This is a genomic window from Anaeromyxobacter oryzae (assembly GCF_023169945.1).
Taxonomy (GTDB): domain Bacteria; phylum Myxococcota; class Myxococcia; order Myxococcales; family Anaeromyxobacteraceae; genus Anaeromyxobacter; species Anaeromyxobacter oryzae.
Window position 1 is genome coordinate 2943911 of the sequence record NZ_AP025591.1, and the last position, 24265, is coordinate 2968175.

Here is a 24265-nt window from a genome sequence, read left to right on the forward strand (position 1 = left end):
ATCGAGCGGGGAGACGGCTACGCGCACTCCGAGGAGCATCCCGGGACACCGTCGAGCTGAATCGGCATGGGACACCTCCTCCGGCGCGGATACCGCCGAGACGCGGCGGGATCTACTGCGCCCGCCATCGGACAGTCAAGGTCGTCTGTCGGGGGGCGGGCCGTTGCCTCGGACGCGTTGTGCCTAAGTAAGAATCGGCTGCGCGACCGGCACGCCGACAAGCGCCTCGACGGGCGTGTAGATATCTACGTCGGTTGCCGCAGTATCGATCGAGACGACGAGAGCGAACCGGGCGCGCCGGTCCGACCGGCCGAGCTTGCGCCGCTCGCGCCACCAGCCGCCAGTCGGGAAGACGGCGATGTGATTGCGAGTGGCGAGCTCGGCCGCCGAACCGGTCCACACATCCGAGTGGATAGACCCGTGCTCCCGGAGCGTCGGGCCCAACGTCCACTTGTCCGTGTCGCGTTGCCGGGAGCGGTCTGCCTTGTCTTCGCGTGCGGCCTTGTTTACGCGCTGCAGGAAGGTCGCGTGCTTTTCCGCGGGTCGGATCACCTCCCATCGCAGGCCGTAGGAGGCGTAGCGGTGCCGATCGCGCCATCCGCGGCGCGCAGGATTCGGCTCGATGAAGTACGAGAGCGTGACTCGGAGCTCGACGTCGACGGGTCCCAAGCGCAACAACTCAGCCCTGGGCCACGGAAGCGGGAAGACCTTGAGCTCCTTCATCTCGTCTCGTTCGAATGGCTGCAGGTCGTCTTGAACGATGAGCGTCAAGGCGTTCGACGCGCTCCATGAAGCCCTCTGCAGGTCCGGAACACCGAAGCCGCACGTCCTTAGCAAGTTCAGCTTTTTGCCTTTGGCGAGCGAAAGCATCGGCGGTGTCCAGCGAGCCGAGTGGACCATGAGCGCGCGGATGGTCTCCGGCCAGAAGTGCGGGTACCGAGCGTGAATCGTGGCAGCGAACCGCGAGCCCTGAGCGACCGCGGCACTCGTCTCTCCCATGGCCATGAACGGACGCGGTTCAGGCGGCGCGAATCGAGCGCCGGTCGTCAGTAGACTCAAGCTGTCGAGCGAGAAGGCCTTCCCCGAAAAGGGATCGAGGCCGGCGTTTCCTCCTTCGAAGACGACGTCGGGCTTGTTGGCCCACTCTCGGTCCCAGATCAGTGCCGTTGTGCTGCTTGGGCTGAGCCCGCCTGCAGGCGCAACGGGCTTCCATCCCTTCTTCGCGTCCTTCTCCTTGATGGACACCTTGTTCGTGAACGCGCCGACCGTCACGGCATTCCAGGCCTGCCCAGGGTCGTGCACTCCCTCGCTCAGCGTGTTCACAGGGTAATGGTGCCGCTTCGAAGGATCGGTGTTCCCGGCCGATACCAAGATGAGCCGCCGCCTGTCGTCGTCGAATCCGCTGGCGAGCTTATCGATCTCTGCCGACCAAGATGACGGCTGGCCTCGGTCACGGAAGTCGGTGGTCGTCACCGCGATGCAGACAGCCCGGTGGCGGGCGGGTGCCTGCACCTCAGCGCGCGCGATCGCACCAGCGGTGATCGCGCCGTAGAGTTCGGGGTTGTTCTTGCCCGCCGGCGGGAGAACCTTCACGGACTCAAGGAGGTGGGACAGCATGATCCGCTCACTCGAGAGCAGCGGCGCCAGCAGGTCGCCATACAACGCGAGCCCCGCCATCTGCGTGCCGTGCCCGTTGTGGTCCGCTGTTCCCCAAGCGGGATTGTGCGCGTGGCAGTCGACTGCCGCGAGGGAGCCTGCCAGCAGGGGATGCCCTCGGTTTATTCCAGTGTCGAGGATACAGACCGCAGGACTGTCCGCCGGCGCGGGCGTGGTTCGCCGTGCGAATTCCCTCGCCCAGTCGCCCTGCTCCTTGACGGCGAGTTCCAGGAACTCGTAGGGGGTCTCCTTGGCTAGGCGTAGCTCAGCGATCAGGTCGAGCGCTTCAACTGAGGCGGAAAGCTGTTCCTTGGTCCCGCGAGCGAGAACGACGGTCCGGTCCGGAAACGTGAGGACCGTCTCGCCCACTTCGATGCCGAGGGGGCGCACCGCAGCCGCAAACCGTTCTCGAACTTCGGCGCCATCGTCCCGAAGCCAGACTTCCCACCAGGTCGCTCGTCCGCCCTTTGGTAGGAGCTTGGGGTCATCCGTCCATAGTGAATCGAGCACTGCAAGACGAACGTCGGTGATGCTCGCGACGAGCGACAAGTTCTTCGGCTTCGGCTCAGCACCGGGCTTCCGGACCGGAGCCGTCTCCGTCGCGTATTGGCGGACCTTCCCCTCGAAGTAGGCCACCTTCCCGTGCGGAACGAACACGGTGGCTCGCTCGAGTTCGACGCTCCGGTCGCCCCGACGCACCTCGTCCGTGTGGACCGCGACCACCTCGATGCCCTGTCGTTGTGCTTCGAGGCTCTTGAGGTTGAGCAGGTGACCAGGCTCGCCGACGAACTCGAGGTACGTACCTGTTGCCGCCGGTAGACCGGGGACAGCTTGGGCTTTCCGGACGCGTTCAGCGACGCCTGCAGCTGCGGCAGCGAGGCACCGCTCCAGGAGAGCGGCGTGCATCGCCCGATTCCGTTCCGGAGGAAGCGGACTCGGGGCGCTAAACGGCGACTTGTACGGGAGTGGCTTGGTGCGAGCGACGTGGAAAAGATGCGGAAGCCGCTCTCGGCGCGCCATGGCGCCATTTAACTACGGCGCGCTGAATGCCGCTCGTCCAAAGCACTCAGCAACACCTCGGTGGTGAGCTGTTCTTGGTCGCGGAGGATGCTCTCCTTTGCTGCGTCCTCGCATGCGAGCGTGATCTCGGCCTGACTTAAGCCGTGCGCGCGGCGGAGAACGACGTCCCAGTCGACAGGACTGGTGTCGAACAGAGCGAGCTTTGCCTTGAACACCGCCTCGGCCGTCTCGAGCGTGGGGAGCGTGTACTCGAGGACGTCGTCAAACCGGCGGAAGAGCGCAGGGTCGAGAAGCTCCGGGTGATTCGTTGCCGCTACGACGATGCTCCGAGAGTCCTCCTGCTCCAAGAACTGAAGAAACGAGTTCAGCACACGCCGGATCTCGCCAACGTCGTTCGCAGAAGACCGCTTTCCCCCGATGGCGTCGAACTCGTCGAACAGGTAGACGCCGCGAGTGCTCGCGATCGACTCGAACACGAGTCGGAGCTTCGCCGACGTCTCGCCCATGAACTTGGTGATCAGTCCGTCGAGCAGGATCGTGAACAACGGCAGTGAGAGTTCGCCAGCTAGCGCGGATGCAGTGAGCGTCTTCCCCGACCCCGGCGGTCCGACAAGGAGCAGCCGGTTTCGGGGGCGCAGGGCATGAACCCGGAGTTTCTCGTGCTGCCGCTGCTCGGATACGACGCGCTTCAGTCGCCCCTTCGTCTTCTCGTCGAGAATGACATCGGAAAGCCGAGCCTTCGGGTAGGACGCCGACAGGAGGCTTGCGAGGTCGCCGCGAGGCTGGGCGACCGGAACCGGCCTCGAATCACGAGCGGCGCCCTTCGCGAGTGCTGAATCGATCTTCGCGCGGAGGTCCTGAGCAATACGTCCATGGCCCTGCCGGGCTTCGTACGCCGCCACCTGCATCGCGACAGCGTAGAAGCGCTCGTCATCGCCTTCGGCGTGACTCTCTAGCAGCGCCTTGACCTGTTCCGCAGTCGCCATCTCGGACTCAAGATACTAGTGCTCACCGACAGACCTTGCGCCCACTCGGGTGGGCGCAAGCCATGTAGATCACACGTGATCTCCGATAGCAAGAATGCGGGCACCTCGCCGAGGTGCGTACCGCGCCCCCAGAGTCCGGGTCCGCCCCGAGTAGCCGGGACACCGACGCTACACTCGCCCTCTTCCGCGGCTTGTTCTGCCTTCTACCGCGGCCTTGGCCACTCGCGCACGCGGCCTGAAACTCCCCGTGTCGGTGGTTCGATTCCGCCCCCAGGCACGGTCTGGCGGGCCGTCTGATTGTCGGGGAAACCCGCGAGCCTTGAGCGCTCCTCTCCCGGCTGACAGACTCAGGATGCGAATCGGGTTCCGCCTTCAAACGGAGGGCGCCGCGTGTCACGAGCGTATGGGCCGACGCAGCTTGGCGGGCGAATCCCCGCTGAGATCTCGAAGGAGCTCGGCGGAGGCGAGCAGTTGATCTGGAGCGGCGCGCCGGTCGGAGGCTTGCGGCTCCGTTCGTCGGACGCGGTCGTCGTCCCCTTCAGCCTGCTCTGGGCTGGGTTCGCCCTGTTCTGGGAGCGAGCGGTGCTGCAGGACGGAGCTCCGCTGTTCTTCGCGCTGTGGGGCGTGCCGTTCGTCCTCATGGGCGCGTACATCACCGTCGGTCGCTTCTTCTTCGATGCGTGGCGCCGCTCGCGAACCGTCTACGCCGTGACGAACGAGCGCGTGCTCATCCTTTCCGGCGGGTTTCGGAAGGCGGTGACGTCGCTGCGCCTCGACACGCTTCCGGGCATCTCGCTCAGGGAGGCGAGGTCGGGCATCGGGACCATCTCGTTCGGCGGCGGCACGCCGACGGGGAGCATCCTCGGCGGGCTGGAAGGGTGGCCCGGCGCGGAGCGTCACCTCGGTCCGAGGTTCGACCTGGTACCGAATGCCCGCTCGATCTATGAGGCGATCCAGGCCGGGGGCGAGGCGATCGTCGCCGTCAGACCGTTGGTGAATGCCGCGGCGTCAGCCCGGAGCGAGGAGCGGCGCGGTCCCACCCGCCAGAGCGGAAGGCCGTCGAGCCGCGGCCGCGATTGGACCGGCTACGCGCTCCGTGCCGCCGCGGCCGGAGTCGCGTCGAGCGCCTCGCCCACCGCGGCGAGCAGCCTTCCCGAGTCGAAGGGCTTCTCCACGATCCGGATCCGGTCCAGCAGGGTGCCGTCCCGCGAGACGTACTCGTCCGTGTAGCCGGACATGAACAGGACGCGGAGCCCCGGAGTCTTCGCGACGAGGCGGTCGGCGAGCTGAGGGCCGCTCATCCCGGGCATGATCACGTCGGTCAGGAGGAGATCGAAGGCACCAGGACACCGTGCGTGCAGGAGGATCGCCTGCTCGGGGCCGTTCGCCGTGACGACGTGGTACCCGGCGCGCTCGAGGATGACGGCGGCGCGCTTCAGCACGGACGGCTCGTCCTCGACGAGCAGGATGCTCTCCCCGCCCGGTGCGCGGGAGGCCGCGGTGGCGTCGTCGCCCTCGGCCGTGGAGCGCCCCTGCGCGCGCGGGAGATAGACGCGGAAGCACGAGCCCTCGCCCGGCGCGGACTCCACCTCGATGTGTCCACCCGCCTGCTTGACGATGCCGAACACCGTCGCCAGGCCGAGCCCGGTCCCCCGTCCCTCCCGCTTCGTCGTGAAGAACGGCTCGAACAGGTGCTGCCGGACCTCCGCCGACATCCCGCACCCGGAGTCGCGGATCGCGAGGACGACGTGGTCGCCGGGCGGGAGCACCGCGTGCCCGGCGTCGATCCTGGCGAAGTGCGTCTCGATGGTGACGGTCCCCCCTCGCGGCATGGCGTCCCGGGCGTTCACCACGAGGTTCAGGATCACCTGCTGGAGCCTGGCCGCGTCGGCGACCACGACGGCGGGCTCGGTCGTGATGCAGATCGCGAGCGTCACGTCCTCGCCCACGATCCTCCGCAGCATCCGGCTCGCCTCCGACACGATCCCGTTCAGATCGAGGGTCACGGGCTGGATCACGTCGCGGCGGCCGAACGCGAGCAGCTGCCGGGTCAGCGCCGCGGCACGGTGCGCGGCCTCGTCGATCTCGGCGACCTCCTGGTGCATCGGGTGGTCGGGGCCGAGCGCCTCGCGGAGCGTGTTCACGCAGGCGAGCACCACGACGAGCAGGTTGTTGAAGTCGTGCGCGATGCCCCCGGCGAGGCGCCCGATGCCGTCGAGCCTGGAGGCGCGCGCGAGCTCCTCCTCGGCCATCTGCACGTCGCGCTTGAGCCGCCTGACCATCCGCGTCATCGCGTGGAGCACGCTCGAGCCGTCGCTGGCGGTCTCGAGCGGGATGTCGAGGTCGCCGTCCGCCACCCGGTTCGCGATGTCGGCGACGACCGCCGGCTCCGCGCCGAGCGGCGCGAGGATGCTGCGCGCGATGCGCCAGGCGACGACGCCGAACAGACACGCGATCGCCGCCAGGATCGCGAGGAAGCGCGCGGCCTGCGCGCGAAAGAGGGCGTCGACGTCGTCGAGGAACACGCCGCTCCCGACGATCCAGCCCCAGGGCTCGAACCCCCTCACGTAGGAGATCTTCCGCACCGGCTCGCCGACGCCCGGCCGCGGCCAGAGGTACTCCACGTAACCTTCGCCCCGCTGGCGCACCGTCGCCGAGAACTCCGCGAACGGCCGCGTCCCGGTCGGATCCCGCTCGTTCGACAGGTCGGTCCCCTCCAGGTCGGGTCTGAAGGGGTGCATCACCATCTTCGAGCGGAGGTCGCTGATCCAGAAGTACCCCTGCCCCTCGTAGCGCAGCTCCCGGATGGCCGCGATGGCGGCGGCCCTGGCGTCCTCGTCCCGCAGGACGCCTCGCTTCGCGAGCGCGTGGTAGTGCTCGATGACCCCGTACGCGACGTCGACGAGGCTGCGCGACTGCAGCATCTTCTCGCCGTCGAGGCTCCTCCGCAGGCTGACCGTGGACGTCACCATGACGGCCGCCAGGGAGAGCAGCGAGACGAGCACGAGGAGCACCAGCTTCTTCGCGGTCGTCGCGTTCTTCGTGCCGAGCATCGAAGCTCCCCTCCGGCGCCAGGGCGAGCGCCTCCCGCAGGTTGGCGCTGCAAGCGACGGGCCCCTTCCGGCGGCGTGAGGTCGGTCGTGACACGCGGGGTCGGAGCGACCCGCGTCGGCGGATCGTGCGGACGCGTGGTGAACGGGCCGACCGCGTCAGGCTGTCGAAAAAGGACCGTTGGCGCCGCGAGATCTCGGCGGTCTCCCCGCGAGAGAACGGGTGGGTAGGAATGACCGGGGCGCGCCAGGTCCCTACCGGCAGCGGCACCGCCCGGGCGTCGACGGCCGAGCCCGGGTGCGTGCCCGGATGCCGCATGAATCGCGGCTCAACCCACAATGACGCACGTCGTGCGGCGACATGCACCAACGGTGAAGAAGATCGGGTGCCCCGCGCCGCCACCGCTCCTCGGGGCTCCGCTCCTGTTCAGTGCCCGCCCATTCTCCCGCCCTTCACGCGGCGCGTCAGGAACACGAGCGGCACCATCGCCGCGCTGAACCAGGCGAGGATGTACAGCGCGTCGAGATAGGCGAGCGTCTGGGCCTGCTGCACGAGCTGCCGGTAGAGCGCGCCGTACGCCTGGCGCGCCGCGTCCGCCGAGGTGCTCCCGGCGTGCTCCAGGCCGCGGGCGATCCCGGCGAGGCGTGCGAGGACGGTCTGGCTTCCGGCGGTGACGCCCTCGGCGAGGCGCGCCTGGTGGAACTGCGACCTGCGGGCGATGAGCGTCGTCACGAACGCGATCCCGACGTCGCCGCCCATGTTGCGCGACAGGTTCACGATCCCGGAGACGGCGTTGTTCTTCTCCGCCGGGAGGCCGGCGTACGCGATGGTGTTGATGGGCACGAAGAGGAACGCGAGCCCCACGGACTGGAACGCCCGCATCAGGATCGCCGTGCGGAAGTCGATCCCCGGGTAGAGCGTGTACGTCATGTGGAAGAGCGCCGCCGACAGCACGGCGAACCCGAACGCGATCAGCCAGCGCGCGTCCACCTTCGAGACGAGTCGCCCGACCAGCGGGAGGAGCATGATCACCACGAGCCCGCCCGGCGACAGCGCCTCGCCTGCCTGCTGCGCGCTGTACCCCATCCAGACCTGCATGTACTGGGGCAGGAGGACCGTCGAGCCGAAGAGGGCGATGCCGAGGACGAGCATCATCAGGTTGGCCGTCGCGAAGCTCCGGTTCCGGAACAGGCGAACGTCGACGACCGGGCTCTCCTGTCGCCACTCCCAGACGACGAACGCGACGAGGGCGACCGCCGACACGACGGCGAACGACGTGATGAGGCTCGAGACGAACCAGTCCTCCTCCTGGCCCTTGTCGAGCACGAGCTCGAGCGCGCCCAGGCCCACCGCGATGAGCGAGAGCCCGACGTAGTCGATGCGCCCCGCCCGCCGGCGTGCCTCGGCGAGGTGCGGCGGGTCGACCACGACGCGCGTCGTGAGGAGGAGCGAGACGATCCCGACGGGGATGTTGATGAAGAAGATCCACCGCCATGTGAAGTGGTCGGTGATGTACCCGCCGAGCGTCGGGCCGATCGCGGGCGCGAGCACGACCGCCATGCCGTACATGGCGAACGCCATGCCACGCTTCTGCGGCGGGAACGTGTCGGCGAGGATGGCCTGCTCGCTCGGGCCGAGCCCGCCGCCGCCCATCCCCTGCACGACGCGAAGGAACACGAGGGCGCCCAGGTTCGGCGCGATCCCGCAGAGGAAGGAGCTGGTCGTGAAGATCGCCACGCACGTCATGTAGAAGCGCTTGCGGCCGAAGCGCGTGGCGAGCCAGCCGCTCACGGGGAGGACGATCGCGTTCGAGACGAGATACGAGGTGAGGACCCAGGTGCTCTCGTCCTGGCTGACCGAGAGGTTCCCCGCGATGTGCGGCAGCGACACGTTCGCGATGGACGTGTCCAGGATCTCCATGAAGGTGGCGAGCGTCACCGTCATCGCGACCACCCAGGGATTGTGGCCGCCGGTGAAGCCTCGCTCCTCCCAGTCCTGGCTCATGGCGCGCTCGTCGTCCGAGGGGCGTCCGCCGCGTTCACCGCACCTCGACCGCGACCTCCACCGACATGCCGGGCCGGAGCCGTTCCAGCTCCGGCTGCCCGGGGTCGATCCGGACGCGAACGGGGATGCGCTGCACGACCTTCACGTAGTTACCCGACGCGTTCTCCGGGGGGAGGAGGCTGTAGCGCGAGCCGGTCGCGCCGGCGAAGCTCTCGATGACGCCCCGGTAGTCGCGGTCGAGCGCGTCGACGTGGAAGTCGGCGCGCAGGCCCGCCTTCATCAGGCGGACCTGCGTCTCCCGGAAGTTGGCCGTCACCCACAGCTCACCGGTCTGCGTGAGGGCCATGAGCTGCTGGCCCGGCTGGATCCGGTCGCCGACGTTCACCGTGCGCTTCCCGACGATGCCGGCGGCGGGCGCGAGGACCTTCGCGTACCCGAGGTTGAGCTGCGCCTGCCGGAGCTGCGCCTCGCCGAGCTCGAGGTTCGCCTGGCGGACCTGGACGGTGGCCTGGCGGCTCACGAGCTGCCGCGGTGCGTTCTGGAGGATCTCCCGCTGGCGGGAGAGCGCTGCGTCGAGCCGCGCCCGGCGTCCCGCGAGCCGCTCTCTCGACGCCTGCGCGGCGGCGCGGGCGACGTCCGCGGACGCCGAGCGCTGGTCGTACTCGGCGGGCGCGAGGCTGTCGCCCTCGACGAGCTGCTTCGCCCGGGCGAGCTGGGACTCCGCGAGCCTGGCGCTCGCGTCCGCCTGCTCCGCGTCGCGCTGCGCGGCCTCGAGATCGGTCCTCGCCGACTCGACGTCGGCCTCGGCGTTCCGGACCGCCGCGAGGTTGCTCGTCTCCGTGATCGAGACGCTGGGCTGCTCGGCGGCGAACGCCGCCTGCGCCTGGGCGACGGCCGCCCGCGCCTGCGCGACGGCGACCTCGAGGTCGGTCGGATCCAGCTCGACCAGCACGGCGCCCGCCTCGACGCGCTGGTTGTCCTCGACGCGGACGGCGGTCACCGTGCCGGGGACGCGCGAGCTCACCGCGCCCACGTAGCCGTCGATCTGCGCGTCGTCCGTGTCCTCGTAGCGGCGGGCGTGGAGCCAGTAGAGCAGGGCGACCGTCACGACGACGGCGACGCCGATCGCGACGCGCCGTCGGAGCGCGCCGCGCTTCTCCTTCGTGCCCTCGGCGGGCGGCGTCTTCGCCGGTCCTCCCGCGCGTGGCTCCTCCCGCACCTCGGCGTCCATGTCTCCTCCCCGCGCCGATCGCGGGCGCGGTCCATCCCGATCGTGACTAGGCGTCAGGTCCGGCCGGCGCAACCGGAAGCCGATCCGACGCGGACCCGGAGCGAGCGGGCACTGCCCCCGTTCGAGCGGCGCTACCGGCTGACCACCGCGACCGGGATCTCGGCGTCGACCTTCCGTCCGTCCCCGAGCTGGCCGCGGTCGCCGCGCCCCCAGCACACGACGGCGCCGGCGCCGTCGATGGCGCAGGTGTGGCTCAGGCCGGCGGCGATCGCGGAGGCGGGGCTCGCGACCGCGACGCGCACCGGCGCGCCCACGACCAGCGCGGTCCCGCCGATGACGGGGCTCGCCGCCGTGTTCCCCCAGCACTCCACGCCGTCCGAGGCAGGAGCGCGCAGCGCGCAGCCGTGCGCGGCGCCGCCCGCGAGCGCGGAGACGGAGTAGCGCACGTCGTCCAGCGCGTACGGCGTGGCGAGGTCGCTCGAGAGGCCGATCCGGAGGCCCCAGCAGCGCACGGGCGCGGTGGGATCGGCGGTCGCCGCGCAGCCCTGATCGCTCCCGAGCGCGAGGATCGAAACCGGGCCCGCGAGCGCGATCGTGGCGGGCTGCGCGACGTCGCCCGTGGCCCCGAGCTGGCCGTGATCGTTCGCGCCCCAGCACTGCACCGCGCCGGCGACGAGCGCGCAGCTGAACCCGTCCCCGGTCGCGATCGCCGTGGCGCCGCTCGCGACCGGCTCGCCAGCGAGGCCGCCGGGGTTCCACGCGCCCGCGCACCGGACTGCGCCCCCGCCACGGAGGGCGCAGGTGTGGCCGCCCCCCGCCGCGATCGCCGTCGCGCCGGAGAGCGCCGCCACCTCCTCCGGCGAGAAGACGTACTCCGCGCCGCTCAGGAACGACGACGCGCGCCCCCAGCAGTAGACGGCGCCGCCCTCGACCACGGCGCAGCTGTGGGCGGTCCCGGCGGAGGCGGACACGACGGGCGCGGGCAGCGCGACCTTCACCGGCGTGGGCTGGTCGGCCCCGCTCGGGTCCCCGATCCCGAGCTGGCCGTCGTTGTTCGCGCCCCAGCAGAGGAGCTCGCCGGTGCCGGCCGTCACCGCACAGGCGTGATCCCCGCCCGCGGTGATCGCCGCAGCGCGGCAGCAGCCCGTGGCGCACTTGAGGGAGCCCGCCGCGCACTCGTACGCGCAGGCGTTCGCGACGCAGATGGCCCTCGCGCCGGGGACGTCCGTCGCGCACGGGTGACAGTCCGCCTCGCAGCGCTGCGCGTCGTCGTCGCGCGCGCAGACGCCGAGCGCCTCGCACGCGTGCGTGCCGGGATCCGCGCAGAGGAGGGCGCCGAGGCGCGGGACGCCCTCGGCGTCGTAGACGGTGCGCTGGCAACCGCCGCCGGCCGCGGCGGCGACGACAGCGAGCACCACGGTGGAGAGCCGCGTCACGCGTCACATCCCGTAGAGCAGCACGAGGGTGCCGATCCCGTACGGCCGCAGCGCCGTCTGGCCGTTCAGGTTGAAGAGCCGCCCGCCCGCGCCCGCGTCGAGGGCCAGGCGAAGTCGGCCGAGCGGCCGGGACGCGACCACCGCGAGACCGGCGGTCGCATCCGGCGTCGAGAAGTCGCGGCCGTCGCGGAGCCCCTGCGTCGTCCAGCCGCCCCCGACCTCCACGCCCGCCTCGAGGAGGTTCCTCGCGCCGATCACCGGGAGCATGCCCGCCATCGCGGCGCCGACGCGCGAGGACGTGTAGCGGAGCCCGCGGTCGTTCGCCTCCTGGAACGTGAGGTCGGCGTGGGTGCGGAGCGCGATCGGGCCGACCTCGCGGCGGAAGCCCACGCGGGCGGCCGGTGCGGTCCCGGCGCCCGGCATCCCGAGCGTCGCCACGCCGAAGCCGGCGAACCACTCGCTCGGGAGCGGACCGCCCTTCGCGCGGGCGAGCTCGTAACGCGTCGGCGTGAGCCTGGGGAGCGTCCGGTCGTCGCCCGCGGCGAGGTCGACCTCGGCCCGGGCGCGGCCGTCGCGGCCGCGGCGCTCGACCTCGTAGCGCCCCGCGGGCAGCGCGAGGGCGAGCGGCTCGTCGAGGCCCGGCACCTCCGCGAGCAGCGCGCGGGGACCGGTGAGCACGTAGAGCGCGCCCGGGTCCGGCGGGAGGCGGAGCCGGGCCTGGGCGCGCCGGAGGTCCGCGAGCACCACGTCGCCGCGGCCGGACATCCTGAACTCGTAGGTCGGGTGCTGCGGGCCGCTCGCCGTCGTCGAGGTGGCGAGCACCGTCCGCGCGGCGGTGTAGCGGAACGCCTCCGCGAGCGTGACGCGCCCGTCCCCGTCGGCGTCCCCGGCGCCGCGCAGCGCCACGTCGAGGTGATGGGTGAAGAAGCTGCCCTGGAGCCGCGCGGACTCCTGCGCCGCCTCTCCCACCGCCGTCGACGCGACGAACGCCGTGCCCTGCACGTCGCGCTCCGGGAGCGCGAACTGGACGGTCGGGATCGCCACCGCCCCCTTCACCTGCGTGAGCGCTCCCGCCTCGCAGGCGTCCACGATCACGACCTTCGCGTCGGCGCTCGACCGCGAGGCGACGTCGCGAAGCTCCTGGAACGGGATCCGCTCCGGCCCGAGCTCGATCCCGGCCGGACCCGCGTGGCCGGAGAAGTAGACGACGAGGAGCGTCGCCTCGCTCCGGGCCCGCTCCGCAGCGATTCGCCGGTCGATGGCGGCGAGCGCCTCCTCGAAGGCGTTGCGGCCCTTGCCCTTCACGAGCACGACGTGGTCCGCCTCGAAGGCGCCGAGCTCGACGAGCGTGTCGCGGAACTGCTCGGCGTCCCGCTCGGCGTACCAGAGGCGCGGACGGCCCGGCGCGCCGAAGTCGTTCCCGGCGACCAGGGCGAACCGCTCGGTCGCCCCCGCGAGCGCGGGCGACACGAGCGCGGCGGCGAGGAGCGCTCCGGCGGCCCACGGCGTCGGGACGCGGCGCGGGCGCGGGACGGATCGGGCGGGTTCAGCGAGGTGCGAGAGGGCGCGAGACACGGACGGCCAGGGTCCACCGTGGGTGGTTGAAGCCTGAGCTTGATACCGGAGCGCCCCATCCGCATCTGGTCCCCGGCAGGCCCCCACCTCAGCTCGTCGTGGCGCCGTGGGACATGCGCCGTCGCCGACCACGCCGGTCGCGACCGGCGTGGTCGGCAGCTCGGCGTCGAGGGGGTCCTCGCGGCGCCGCGGCCGACGTCAGGCGGCGCGCAGCGCGCGGGTCGGGGTCGGCGGTCGGGGGTGGGCGCTCTCCGCTGCGGTTCCCGTGCGGAAGTACTCGACCGCCCTCCGGAGCGCCTCCGCCTCCTCGGCGAGTCGCGCGGAGGTCGAGGCGAGCTCCTCCGTCGACGACGCGCTCGCCTGCACCACGCTCTCGAGCTGGCGTATCGATCGGGTCGCGTCCGCGGCGCTCGTCGCGATCTCCTGCGTCGCTCCCGCGATCCCGCGGACGAGCGCGCTGGTCCGCTGCACGTCCGGCAGGACCTTCTCGAGCGCATCGCCCGCCGCGCGGGCCGCCTCGATCGTGGACGCGCCGAGCGCCCCGATGTCCGCGGCGGCGACGCGGCTGCGCTCCGCGAGGTTCCGCACCTCGGCGGCGACCACCGCGAACCCGCGGCCGTGGACGCCGCTCCGGGCGGCCTCGATGGCGGCGTTGAGCGCGAGCAGGTTCGTCTGGTGGGCGATCTCGTCCACGACGGCGGTGCGCTCGGCGATCTCCCGTACCGCGTCGAGCGCGCGGCGGATGGCGTCCCCGCCCCTCTGCGCGTCCTCCGCCGAGCGGCGCGCGAGGGCGTCCGTCTCGCCCGCGCCGCGGGCGGCCTCGTCGACGCGCGCCGCGACCTCCTCGATGGCGCTCGCGGCGCTCTCCGCGTGGCCCGCCTGCTCCGAGGCGCCCTGGGCGGCCTGCTCGGTCGCGGCGGACAGCGCCTGGCACGCCTCGGCCACCGTCTCGGAGGCCCCTCGGATCGTCCCGACGACGCCCCGGTGACGGCGCACCATCTCGTTCAGCGCCTCGGCGAGGGCGCCGAGCTCGTCGCGGGCGAACGGCGGCAGCTCGCGGCCGAGCTCGCCGTCGGCGACCGCGCCGGCGAAGGCGCTCGCCGCCGCGAGGGGCCGGAGCACGAGCCGGCGCATCACGGCCAGCACGACGACGACGAGCACGGCCGCGAGGAGCGCGCCGCCGGCGGCGAGGAGGATCGCGAGCCGCCGGCCGTCGGCGGTGAGCTCGTCCTCGTCCACCGCGGCGCAGATGGCCCACTGCCACGGCGCGAAGGGGACGCACGCGACCGCCTGGGGCCGCACCGCCCCGTCCGCGCCCGGGAGCCGGACGATGAGCTCGGCGGGGCCCGCCGCGACGGCGTCGAGCAGGGCGCGGCCGCCGTCGCCGGCGAGCCCGAGGCGCTCCCCCTCGGCGTGCGGGTGCACGAGGAGTCGCCCGCGTCCGTCACCCTGTCCGGCGTCGACGACGAAGGCGTACCCGCTCGCGCCGCTCCGGAGCGCCCGGATCCGGGCGCGGAGGGCGGCGAGCCCTTCGGTGAAGTCCACGCCCACGAAGAAGGCGCCGACCACGCGGCCGTCCTCGAGGATCGGCTCGTAGCGCGTGAGGTAGTCGCGGTGGAAGAGGACCGCCTTCCCCGAGTACGGCTGGCCCGCGAGGAGGAGGACGCGGGCGGGGTGGTCCTTCGCGAGCGCCGTCCCGACCGCGCGCGCGCCGTCGTCCTTCTTCACGGACGTCGTGATCCGCACGAGGTCGTCGCCCTGGCGGGCGAAGACCGTCGCGACCGAGCCGGTCACGGCGGTGAACCGGTCCACCGTCCCGAAGTCGAGCGCGACGGGGCGGCCGTCCGAGACGAGCCCGGGGAGGGGCGCGCCGTCGTAGGTGACGCCGGCAGACGGGTCCGCGTGCACGCCGTACGGGTACGACGCGCGGAACACGGAGATCAGATCGCGGGCGGTGCGGGCGAGCGCGTCGTCGTACACCGCGGCCATGTCGCCGGCCAGCGCGGCGCGCGCGCCGAGGGCGTCGCGCGTCACGCGGCCGACCGTTCGCGAGGTGAACGACGCGGAGGTGAACGTGAATCCGCCGAGGATCAGCGCGAACGCGACGCTGGTCGCGAGGGCGAGCTTCGTGGCGAGAGAGGAGGAGTGGGACATGGAGCACCTGTTGCGAGATCGCGCTGCGTGGTCGGGACTCACCGTGTGGGTCCCGCCGGTGGTACCCGTCGGTCCCGCGGGTCGGTAGGTACCCGCCGGCCGGAACGCGCGGAACGCACGTACCTGCCGGCGCCAGGTGGGCAGGCCACTGCCAGGGCGCCCGGGCGCCACGCGCAGTGCAACTGGCGAACCGGAGGTCCCGCGCCCGAGGGACGAGCAGGTGGCTGGATGTCGTGCGGGCGGCGCGGGAGTGTGCCCGTGCCCAACGTTCCGCACGGAGGTGCTCTCGATGCGTCGCGTCGGATGGCTGGGCTGGACGATGCTGCTCGGGGGCGCGGGGTACGTCCTCGCGCGGAGGCTCGGGCGGCGAACGCCGCTCGCCGGGGCGATCGCCCTCGTGACGGGCGGCTCGCGCGGCCTCGGGCTCGTGCTCGCCCGGCAGCTCGGCGAGCGCGGGATGCGGGTCGTGCTCACCGCGCGCGACGAGGAGGAGCTCGAGCGGGCGCGCGCCGGCCTGGAGGCGCGCGGCATCGACGCGACCGCGCTCCCGGGCGACGTCACCGACGAGGAGGGGATGCGCACCCTCGTCGCCGACGTCGAGGAGAACCTCGGCCCGGTGGACCTCCTCGTGAACAACGCCGGGATCATCCAGGTCGGCCCGTCGGAGGCGATGACGCTCGAGGACTACCGCCGCGCGATGGAGACGATGTTCTACGGCGCGGTCCACGCGGCGGAGGCGGTCCTCCCCGGGATGCGGGCGCGCCGGCGCGGGACGATCGTGAACGTGACCTCGATCGGCGCCGCGGTGGGGATCCCGCACCTCGCGCCGTACGACGCCGCGAAGTTCGCGCTCCGCGGCTGGTCGGAGGCGCTCGGCGCGGAGGCCGCGAAGCACGGGGTGTCGGTCGTCACGATCGTGCCGGGGCTCATGCGGACCGGCTCCTTCGGCCACGCGCTCGTGAAGGGGAAGCGCTACGCCGAGGCGAGCCTCTTCTCCCTCGTCTCGTCGCTGCCGCTCATCACCCTCGACGCGGAGCGCGCCGCGCGCCGGATCGTGCGGGCGGTCGAGCACGGCGAGCGGGTGGTCGTGATCGGGGTCCCCGCGAAGCTGCTCCGCCTCGCGCACGCCCTCTTCCCCGGTCTCATCGTCCGCACCCTCGGGCTCGTGAACCGGCTCCTCCCCGGGCCGCAGCCGGAGGAGCGGGAGGGGATGGCGCTCCCGGCCGAGCTGTACCGGCGCGGGCTGGCGCGCTCGATCCTGACCGCGCTCGGCGAGCGCGCCGCGAAGAAGTACAACGAGGAGCCGGCGTAGCGCCGCGGGCCGAAGAGAGAGAGGCCCCCCCGCCGCGCGGCGAGGGGGCCTCGTTCGCTTCAGTCCCGGGGCGGCGATCCTACTTCGCGCCGCCGAGATCCGTGCGCCAGTTCACGCCGAGCGACGCGATCCACACGTTCGTGTCGTAGATCCCCTGCATCGCCAGGTTGCCCGTCTGGCTCACCCGATCGAAGAACGCGTAGAAGAACGCGGCGTTCACCGCGAGTCCGTCGCGGATCTGGTAGCCGGCGCCGAGGGCGCCCGCCCACGAGTGCGTGTCGGGGAGTGTCGGCGAGTAGTACCGAATGTCGAAGCCGGAGATGTCCCGGAGGACGCCGGCGCGGAGCTCGAGGCGCGGGTTGAGCGCGTACTCGGCGCCGAGCCGGAACGTGTAGCCGTTCGTGTAGTTCCGGGGGACCGAGATGGTCGTGCCCTTGTCCCCCTCGAAGACGTCGGACTTGTAGACGATGTACCGGTTGAACGTGTAGCCGAAGGTGACGAGGAGCGGCTTCACCGGACGGTACGCGGCGCCGATGGCGAGCACGTTCGGGAACGTGAGGACATGCGTGACGCCCTGGTCGATGGGCGGGATCGCTGCCGGGTTGGTCGGGTTCGGCTGGAGCAGCGCGTCCGGGACGACGAAGTGGCCGTCGCCCGTGAGCTTCATCCGGACCTTGTGCTTGTAGTCCACGCCGAAGGTGAGCGGGACGTCCGCGAGCGGCGTGAACTCCCCGGAGAGCTGGTAGCCGAAGCCGCCGCCCGTGGTGGCGAGCTCGCCGAACGCGTTCGGATCCGGCTGCACGCCCTGCTTCAGGTACTCGGTCGTGTAGATGTAGTTGACGCCGCCGCCGAGCCGGACCTGCGGGATGAGCTCGTACCCGCCGGTCAGGTAGAAGCCGTAGAGCTTGCGGTCGACCGTGATGATGCGGCCGCGCCCGGCCCAGTCGTCCTCCCAGAAGACGTTGCCGCCGCCGGGGACGTTCATCCCGAAGCCGATGCCTGCGCCGCGGTCGCCGAGCTTCGTGCCGTAGGCGGCGAAGAGCGAGACGGGCGGCGCGGGCGCGAACTTCGTCGAGGCGTCCGGGGAGCCCGCGAGCGGCGAGCCCGCCGGCGCCTTCCAGGTCGTGTCGATGTTGAGCAACGTTCCCGCGAGGGAGAGGTCGAGCCCCTCGATCTTCGAGAGCGCCGCCGGGTTCTGGTACGTCGCGGCCGCGTCCCGCTGCGCGGCGACGAGCGACCCCGCCATGGCGAGGTCGCGCGGGTTCACGTTCGGGACGTCGTAGCCGTTCGCCAGCGTGAGGGCGGGGAGGGCGAGGATCGCGAGGAGAGTCGTCTTGCGCATGGCGTCACCTCGTTACTGCAGCTGGATCGTCGCAGCGGGGGTGGAAGGTGCCAGGAGGTAGTCCGCCGCCTGATCCCGGACCGGCTTGCCGATGGAGGTCGGGAGCAGCGTGTCCGCGAGGACGCCGTGCGAGACGCAGGTGCCCGGCGTTCCCCCGGCACCATCGGCCTTCGTGAAGAGGGTCGTCGGGACGCCCGCGCGGTTCAGGAGCAGGTCGCCGTACGGGAGCGGCCGGCCGTTCACGACCGTCGTCGCGTTCGGAACCACCTGGTCGCAGTTCGCGAGCTGGCCGAGGACGTCGGTCGTCGTGTGCGCGAGGCCGACGGCGGCGAGCGGGTCGAGCGGCGAGGCGAGCTTCGTGCGGACGTTCGCGGCGTAGTTGAGCGGATCCGCCGGGTCGAGGATCCACTTCGCCAGGATCAGCGTCTGGAGGTAGCGCGCCGCGACGTTCGGATCGGTGGCGATCTTCGACCGGTCGATCCCGAGCCCGAGGAAGATCTGATCGACCTCCTGCGCGAACGCCGGGGCGTTCGTGAAGACGTCGACGAGCGGGGCGCCGGGGACGTTCATGACGCCACGGGCGAAGCGCGGGTTCGTAGCGAGGATCGGGCCGCCGCTGATGCCGCCGAGCGAGAGGCCCTCGTAGTAGACCTTCGTCGGGTCCACGACGATGCCCTTCGCGGCGAGCGCGTCCGCGACCGCGCTCGTGGGCTGCGGGAAGCCGGCGGCCGCCGGCGGGCGGGCGAGCGCGAGGACGAGGGCGCCCTGGTCGATGAGGTGCTGGCGGAAGCCGTCCCGGATGCGGAAGAAGTTCGCCGAGATGAAGTAGTTGCCGGAGGCGACGGTGGTGAGATTGGTGCCGGCGCGCAGGTGGCCGGTCGTGCAGGTGCCGGGCGGCACCGCGTCACCCTGGGTCTTCTTCGCCTGGTCCGGCGTGCACACGCCGTCGGCGGTGCCGTCCGTCGTGCAGTCGGAGTTCTTCTCGCAGAAGGCGCGGTCGCCGTGGTACGGCGCGTCGATCGCGACGACGACGAAGCCCCGCTGGGCGAGCGAGTCGGCGACGGTGAGCATCTGCAGATGGCCGCCGTTCAGGCCGTGGTGCCAGACGACGAGGGGCGCGACGCAGGGCGAGGCCGGCAGCGCGCAGCCGGTGAGCTTCGGGACGGCGACGAGCGCGGGGATGGCGGTCCCGGCCCACTTGGTGGTGTCCGGGTTGAGCGCGCCGGTGGCGGGATCGATGGCGTCGACCGTCGTCACATTCGCGGTGAGGAACGAGTCGACGTGCGAGAAGAGGACCCCCTGGGTCGCGGCGTCGATGCCGACGGTCGCCGGGTCGAACGCGGCCGCGCCGCTGGTGGTGAACGCCTCGCTGTCGGCCGGGTTACCGTCGGCGTTCGGGTCGTAGGGGAAGGCCGAGAGCTTCACGCTCGTGTCGGTCACGGTCTGCGTCTGGACCGTGTACGCCATCACCACGTTGTCCTTCGTGAGGCTCGTGCCGGTGAGCGGGCCGATCGCGGTGATCAGCGGGGTGAGGCCGTTCCGCATCGCCTGGAGGCCGGCCGCGTCCGCGTCGGAGACGCCGGGGATCTGCGACTTGCCGTCGACGACGAGCGGCGAGGTGAACGTGAAGAGGAGGTTCCCGAGCGTGCTCCGCTTGAGCGGGTTGCCCGCGAGGTCCTTCACCCCGTCGGTGATCACGATGGCGTAGTTCTTCTTCTCCTTGAGCGGTGGGACGAAGACGATCGTGGCGGGCGACGGGATCGGCACCGCGACGCCGGGCTGGATGCCGATGGCGGTGGTCGCCTGCTTGCCGCCGGCCGGGCGGTTCAGATCGGGCGGCTGGATGAGGATCTCGGCGGTGGCGGGCTGGCCGGCGCCGAGCGCGCCGGCGACGTCGCGGAGGGCGCGCGGGTTCCCCGCGCCGTCCGGCAGCTCGAAGGCGAACACGGTGGCGTTGGTGATGGTCGCCGCGTCGACCGGGCCGGTGAGCGGCGCGAGCACCATGCCGGTCGTGGAGAAGCCGTCGAGCGTGGCGAGGCCGTCCGCGGCGGGGCCGAACGCGGGGATCTTCTTCACGAGGAAGCGGGTGCCGTTCGTGCCCGGGACCGGCTTGGACCCGTCGAGGAGGAGGTTCGAGGGGAGCGGGACCTGGCCGGAGCCGGCGTCCGTGAGGGGCGCCGCGGCCGCGGCCGGCGCGATCTCGAACGTCGCGATGCTCGCCGTTTCGGCGTGCGGGAACGCGGTGTCCACGGCGGCGTAGGCCGGGCTGATGGTGCCGGTCTGGCATCCGGCGCTGCCGGGGGCGCACGGCGCCCACGTCTTCGGGGTGGTGCTCGCCGGGGCCCAGTCGACGGGGTTCCAGAGGAGGCCGCGGACCGTCTCGAGCTGCGTCACGAGCGGCGCGGGGAGGCCTCCCGGCGGCTGGTTCTCCGAGATCTTCAGGTCCTTGTTCGGGATGGTGAGGGCGATGGCGGAGTCGGCCGAGACGGCCACGCCGTCGGTCGTCTTCACGCCGCTCGCGCCGCCGCGGAGCGCGAACACGTAGCGCCCCGGCGCCCAGCGCCGGCTGCCGCTCGCGTCCGCCTTCTTCCGGATCGTGATGACCCCGGGCGCGGCCGGGCCGGCCTCGGTGTCGACCACCTGGACCTGGCCGCCGTCCACCTTCAGCACCGCCGCGGTCTGGGGAGTGATCGTCGCGACGTCCACGGTCGGTGTGGCGGCGGCCGGCGCGTACTTGTTCGTGCCGGCGTCGAACGCGAGCGCCTTGATCGGGACGGTGACCGGGACCTCCTGATCGTTCGGGAACCCGCCCTGGTCGATGAACGACTGGAGGAGCTCCTTCTGCAGGCCGGCGGGGAGCGTAGGCACCGCCTGGAGCACCAGATCGTTCGGCGTAGGGATCGTGGGCGACGAGAAGGTCGCGATCACGATCTGCTGGGACGGCGCCTCCTGCTTCACGTCTCTGCAGGAGGTGGCGAGCAGGGCGACGGCGATGGTCAGGGCTGCCTTGGGGCGAAGCAACATGCGGGCTCCTCCGGGGGCGTCCACGCAACGTGAAGCAAGCAATGTCTGGAAAATCGTCTCCCTTCTTCTGCCGGGGTGGCAGTGAAGTCAAGGAAGCACCGGGAGCGCGTCACGCCTGCCCAGGTCACGCCGTTGGGATGACGCGACGCGTCCTCCCGGGCGGGGCGGACCGCACCTCTCGGCGTGGGTCGCAGCCGACCGGTCAATCGGTTGTATGACCCAGGCGGGGCCCGGTACCATCGCTGGGGCCGTTCGCCGCAGTCCCGCGAGGGAGGTCCCGATGCTCGGTTTCGGAGATGCGGGCGTCACCGCCGCGTTCGTCGCGACGATCGCGAGCGCGGTGCTCTGCGTCGTGTACGGCCTCCTCCACTGGAACGAAGACGACGCTCCGCTCCCGGAGCCGCGCCATCCGCCGGGCGAGGCCGTCGAGATCGACGAAGTGTAGGAGCGACCGACCGTGAACACGCCCCTCCTCGTCGCCGTCGTCCTCGTCTACGCCGCGATCGTCGTCTTCCTCGGCTGGCTCGGCTACCGCAACACGCGGAGCGCCGCCGACTTCCTCGTGGGCGGCCGGCAGATCCACCCGGTGCTGATGGCGCTCGCCTACGGCTCGACCTTCATCTCGACGTCCGCGATCGTCGGCTTCGGCGGCGTCGCGGCGCTCTACGGGATGGGGCTGCTCTGGCTCACCGCCGCGAACATCTTCGTGGGCGTCTTCGTCGCCTTCGTCGTGTTCGGCCGGCCGACGCGCCGGCTCGGCGCGGCCCTCGACGCCCACACCTTCCCCGAGCTCCTCGGCCGCCGCTTCGACTCGAAGTTCATCCAGGGCTTCGTCGGCGGTACCATCGCGCTGCTCATGCCGCTCTACGCGGCGGCGGTGCTCATCGGCGGGGCACGCTTCCTCGAGGTGCAGCTCCACCTCGGCTACTCGACGGCCCTGCTCGTCTTCGCCGCGGTGACCATCGCCTACGTGCTCTTCGGCGGGCTGAAGGGCGTGGTCTACACCGACGCCTTCCAGGCGGTCCTCATGTTCGCGGGGATGGCGCTCCTCCTCTTCGCGACGTACGGGCAGACCGGCGGCGCCGCCGCCCACGGGAAGCTCACCGCCCTCGCCGCGAAGGTGCCCCCCGCGCTCCAGGCGAGCGGCCACCGCGGCTGGACGGCGATGCCCGCGCTCTTCTCGCCGATCTGGTGGCAGCTCGTCTCGACGATCGTGCTCGGCGTCGGCATCGGCGTCCTCGCGCAGCCGCAGCTCACGCTCCGCTTCATGACGGTGAAGAGCGGGAAGGAGCTGAACCGCGCTCTCGTGCCGGGCGGGATCTTCATCCTCTTCATGACCGGCGTCGCGTTCCTCGTGGGCGCGCTCACGAACGTCTACTTCTTCGAGCGCACCGGGAAGATCGCCCTCGCGGCGGTGACCGACCCCACCACCGGCAAGTTCAACGTCGACAAGCTCATCCCGACCTACACCCAGAGCGCGATGCCGGAGTGGTTCGGTTACCTCTTCATGCTGACGCTCGTCGCGGCGGCGATGTCCACGCTCTCCGCCCAGTTCCACGTGATCGGCACCGCGATCGGCCGCGATCTCTACCAGGAGGTCGCGATGAAGGGCGCGCACCAGGAGCGGACCGTCCCGATCGCGAAGGCCGGGATCGTGGTCGGGTTCGCCGTGACGCTGCTCGTGGCCTTCAACCTCGGCGGGAACGTGATCGCCGTCGCGACCGCGCTCTTCTTCGGGATGTGCGCGGCGTCGTTCCTGCCGCTCTTCGTCGCGGCGCTCTTCTGGAGGCGCGCGACGAAGGCGGGCGCCGTCGCCGGCATGCTCTCCGGCACCGTCGCCTGGGTCGTGTGGACGCTCCTCTTCCACGAGAAGGAGGCCGCCGCCTTCGGGATCGCGAAGGCGCTCGCCGGCCGGCCGAGCCTGGTCTCCGGCACGATCTGGGCGGTCGTCGATCCGCTCGTCATCGCGCTCCCGATCTCCGCGGCGGTGACCGTCCTCGCGTCGCTCGCCACCCGTCCCGCACGCTCCGCCGCGCCCCGCTCCGCCCAACCCGCCGCCTGAGCCGTCCACCCCCAGGAGAACGAATGAACCGTCGCCTCGCCGCGCTCTGCCTCGCCCTGCCGCTCGCCGCGGCCGCCCAGAACACGCCGCCGCCCGCCGCGCCGGAGCCCGCGCCGGCCGCCGCCACTCCGCCGTCCGGCGTCGCGACCCCGCCCGCTCCTGCCGCTCCTCCGGCGCCCCCCGCACCGCCCGCGCCCGCGGCGGAGCCGGGCCAGGGCGCCCAGCCGCCCCCCGTGGCCCCGGAGAAGCCGCAGAAGCCGGCGGTCGCGACGCCGCCGCCGAAGGAGGGCGTCACGGTCGAGTGGTCCGGCTGGCTCCAGACGCACGCCTGGCGGACGTTCGGCGGCGTGAACCCGACGGCGACGGGCACCACCGATCTCCCGCTCTTCGCGGTGAGCGGCCGCGACGCGGCGGGCGTCTCCGCGCGGCAGAGCCGGATCCGCGCCGCGCTCGGCCTCCCCACCGACGGCCTTCTCGCCGGCGCGAAGGCGAAGGGCCTCGTCGAGATGGACTTCATGGGCCCGCTCGCGAGCGATGATCACTCCCTCCCGGCGGTGCGCCTCCGCCACGCATGGGTGGCCGCCACCTGGAAGGACCTCTCGAACCTCACGCTCACCGTCGGGCAGACCTGGGGGATCTTCACCGGCCCGCACTTCGCCGCGAGCCTCGCGCACCTCGCCGTGCCGCGCTTCGCCGGCGCCGGGTTCCTCTTCCGCCGCGCGCCGCAGGTCCGGCTCTCCGCCGAGACGAGCGGCCCCGTCGTCCTCTCCGCGCAGGTCGCCGCGCTCGCGCCGTACGACAAGCCGCGGTCGGCAGGCGTCCTCGTGGGCGAGCGCTCCGGGATCCCCGACGCCGAGGGCCGGGTGGCGCTTGCGGTGAAGCCCGGCGGGAAGCCGCTCCTCGAGGTCGGCGCCTCCGGTCGGTACGGGCGCGAGGTGTACTTCCTCGACGGCGCGGGGCGCGACTCGACCATCGACAGCTGGGGCGCCTCCGTCGACGCGCGCCTCGACGTCCCGTACCTCACGGTGGTCGGCGCGGCCTTCCTGGGCGAGGCGCTCGGGGTCTACTCGTCGATCGCGCCGGAGGTGAAGATCACCACCGACGCGTCCGGGAAGAGCACCGCGGTCTCGCCGGTCCGGACCGAAGGCTTCTGGGCGCAGGCGATCGTGACGCCGCTCCCCATCGTCCAGCTCGTCGGCGGCTACGGCATCGAGGAGCCGCGCGAGGCGGATCTGCCGACGACCGCCACGGTCATCAACCGCAACCAGCAGGTCTCGGGCGGCGTGATCCTCTCGCTCAGCAGCCGCTGGCGGGTCTCGACCGAGGTCACCTGGTACGTCACGAACACGCAGGACCGGTTCAGGCGCGACTCGACGCAGGTCGAGCTCGGCTCGCTGTTCGCGTTCTAGCCG

The 24265-nt window shown here is 71.9% G+C and carries 14 protein-coding genes; 4 read left to right on the forward strand and 10 right to left on the reverse strand.

The features are described from left to right. Window positions 1-183 precede the first annotated feature (183 nt). The 8 genes from AMOR_RS12785 to AMOR_RS12820 all read right to left on the reverse strand — a co-directional run bounded on the left by AMOR_RS12785 (window position 184) and on the right by AMOR_RS12820 (window position 15113). Window positions 184-2562, reverse strand: a complete 2379-nt coding sequence (locus tag AMOR_RS12785) for a S8 family peptidase (protein WP_248361633.1) — start codon at window positions 2560-2562, stop codon at window positions 184-186. Window positions 2563-2684: 122 nt separating this feature from the next. Beyond that, complete coding sequence (locus tag AMOR_RS12790) at window positions 2685-3662, reverse strand: AAA family ATPase (protein ID WP_248361635.1); 978 nt, start codon at window positions 3660-3662, stop codon at window positions 2685-2687. A gap of 1085 nt (window positions 3663-4747) precedes the next feature. Next, the gene (locus tag AMOR_RS12795; protein WP_248361637.1) at window positions 4748-6715 is read right to left on the reverse strand and encodes a cache domain-containing protein; all 1968 of its coding nucleotides are present in this window, start codon (window positions 6713-6715) and stop codon (window positions 4748-4750) included. A 424-nt stretch (window positions 6716-7139) separates the two neighbouring features. Further along, window positions 7140-8717: a DHA2 family efflux MFS transporter permease subunit gene (locus tag AMOR_RS12800; protein ID WP_248361639.1), complete on the reverse strand. Its 1578-nt coding sequence runs from the start codon at window positions 8715-8717 to the stop codon at window positions 7140-7142. A 34-nt stretch (window positions 8718-8751) separates the two neighbouring features. Then, window positions 8752-9948, reverse strand: coding sequence for an HlyD family secretion protein (locus tag AMOR_RS12805; RefSeq protein WP_248361641.1), 1197 nt, complete (start codon window positions 9946-9948; stop codon window positions 8752-8754). Window positions 9949-10079: 131 nt separating this feature from the next. Further along, window positions 10080-11384 (reverse strand): RCC1 domain-containing protein, encoded by a 1305-nt coding sequence (locus tag AMOR_RS12810; RefSeq protein ID WP_248361643.1) that lies wholly within the window; start codon window positions 11382-11384, stop codon window positions 10080-10082. A gap of 3 nt (window positions 11385-11387) precedes the next feature. Next, entirely contained in the window at window positions 11388-12959 is a 1572-nt protein-coding gene (locus AMOR_RS12815; RefSeq protein WP_248361645.1) for a caspase family protein, read from the reverse strand. 198 nt (window positions 12960-13157) lie between these two features. Next, complete coding sequence (locus AMOR_RS12820) at window positions 13158-15113, reverse strand: methyl-accepting chemotaxis protein (RefSeq protein ID WP_248361647.1); 1956 nt, start codon at window positions 15111-15113, stop codon at window positions 13158-13160. A 289-nt stretch (window positions 15114-15402) separates the two neighbouring features. Between AMOR_RS12820 and AMOR_RS12825 the strand changes: the two genes are divergently transcribed. Then, complete coding sequence (locus AMOR_RS12825; RefSeq protein WP_248361649.1) at window positions 15403-16425, forward strand: SDR family NAD(P)-dependent oxidoreductase; 1023 nt, start codon at window positions 15403-15405, stop codon at window positions 16423-16425. A 79-nt stretch (window positions 16426-16504) separates the two neighbouring features. Here the strand turns inward: AMOR_RS12825 and AMOR_RS12830 are convergent, their stop codons facing one another. Then, the gene (locus tag AMOR_RS12830; protein ID WP_248361651.1) at window positions 16505-17767 is read right to left on the reverse strand and encodes an OmpP1/FadL family transporter; all 1263 of its coding nucleotides are present in this window, start codon (window positions 17765-17767) and stop codon (window positions 16505-16507) included. A gap of 12 nt (window positions 17768-17779) precedes the next feature. Further along, entirely contained in the window at window positions 17780-20791 is a 3012-nt protein-coding gene (locus AMOR_RS12835; RefSeq protein WP_248361653.1) for a hypothetical protein, read from the reverse strand. A 280-nt stretch (window positions 20792-21071) separates the two neighbouring features. Between AMOR_RS12835 and AMOR_RS12840 the strand changes: the two genes are divergently transcribed. The 3 genes from AMOR_RS12840 to AMOR_RS12850 are packed head-to-tail and all read left to right on the forward strand — an operon-like array spanning window position 21072 to window position 24262. Next, on the forward strand, window positions 21072-21236 hold the full coding sequence (locus tag AMOR_RS12840) for a symporter small accessory protein (RefSeq protein WP_248361655.1): 165 nt from the start codon (window positions 21072-21074) through the stop codon (window positions 21234-21236). A 12-nt stretch (window positions 21237-21248) separates the two neighbouring features. Further along, the gene (locus tag AMOR_RS12845; protein WP_248361657.1) at window positions 21249-22853 is read left to right on the forward strand and encodes a sodium:solute symporter family protein; all 1605 of its coding nucleotides are present in this window, start codon (window positions 21249-21251) and stop codon (window positions 22851-22853) included. 23 nt (window positions 22854-22876) lie between these two features. Next, a complete protein-coding gene (locus AMOR_RS12850; protein ID WP_248361659.1) occupies window positions 22877-24262 on the forward strand; it encodes a hypothetical protein in 1386 nt (461 codons plus the stop codon). Window positions 24263-24265: the final 3 nt, after the last annotated feature.

Coding starts and splice junctions, on each gene's coding strand:
- AMOR_RS12835 (WP_248361653.1), bottom strand. CDS start 20,791: ATGTTGCTTCGCCCCAAGGCAGCCCTGACCATCGCCGTCGCCCTGCTC.
- AMOR_RS12805 (WP_248361641.1), bottom strand. CDS start 9,948: ATGGACGCCGAGGTGCGGGAGGAGCCACGCGCGGGAGGACCGGCGAAG.
- AMOR_RS12800 (WP_248361639.1), bottom strand. CDS start 8,717: ATGAGCCAGGACTGGGAGGAGCGAGGCTTCACCGGCGGCCACAATCCC.
- AMOR_RS12790 (WP_248361635.1), bottom strand. CDS start 3,662: ATGGCGACTGCGGAACAGGTCAAGGCGCTGCTAGAGAGTCACGCCGAA.
- AMOR_RS12785 (WP_248361633.1), bottom strand. CDS start 2,562: ATGCACGCCGCTCTCCTGGAGCGGTGCCTCGCTGCCGCAGCTGCAGGC.
- AMOR_RS12820 (WP_248361647.1), bottom strand. CDS start 15,113: ATGTCCCACTCCTCCTCTCTCGCCACGAAGCTCGCCCTCGCGACCAGC.
- AMOR_RS12840 (WP_248361655.1), top strand. CDS start 21,072: ATGCTCGGTTTCGGAGATGCGGGCGTCACCGCCGCGTTCGTCGCGACG.
- AMOR_RS12830 (WP_248361651.1), bottom strand. CDS start 17,767: ATGCGCAAGACGACTCTCCTCGCGATCCTCGCCCTCCCCGCCCTCACG.
- AMOR_RS12825 (WP_248361649.1), top strand. CDS start 15,403: ATGCGTCGCGTCGGATGGCTGGGCTGGACGATGCTGCTCGGGGGCGCG.
- AMOR_RS12850 (WP_248361659.1), top strand. CDS start 22,877: ATGAACCGTCGCCTCGCCGCGCTCTGCCTCGCCCTGCCGCTCGCCGCG.
- AMOR_RS12795 (WP_248361637.1), bottom strand. CDS start 6,715: ATGCTCGGCACGAAGAACGCGACGACCGCGAAGAAGCTGGTGCTCCTC.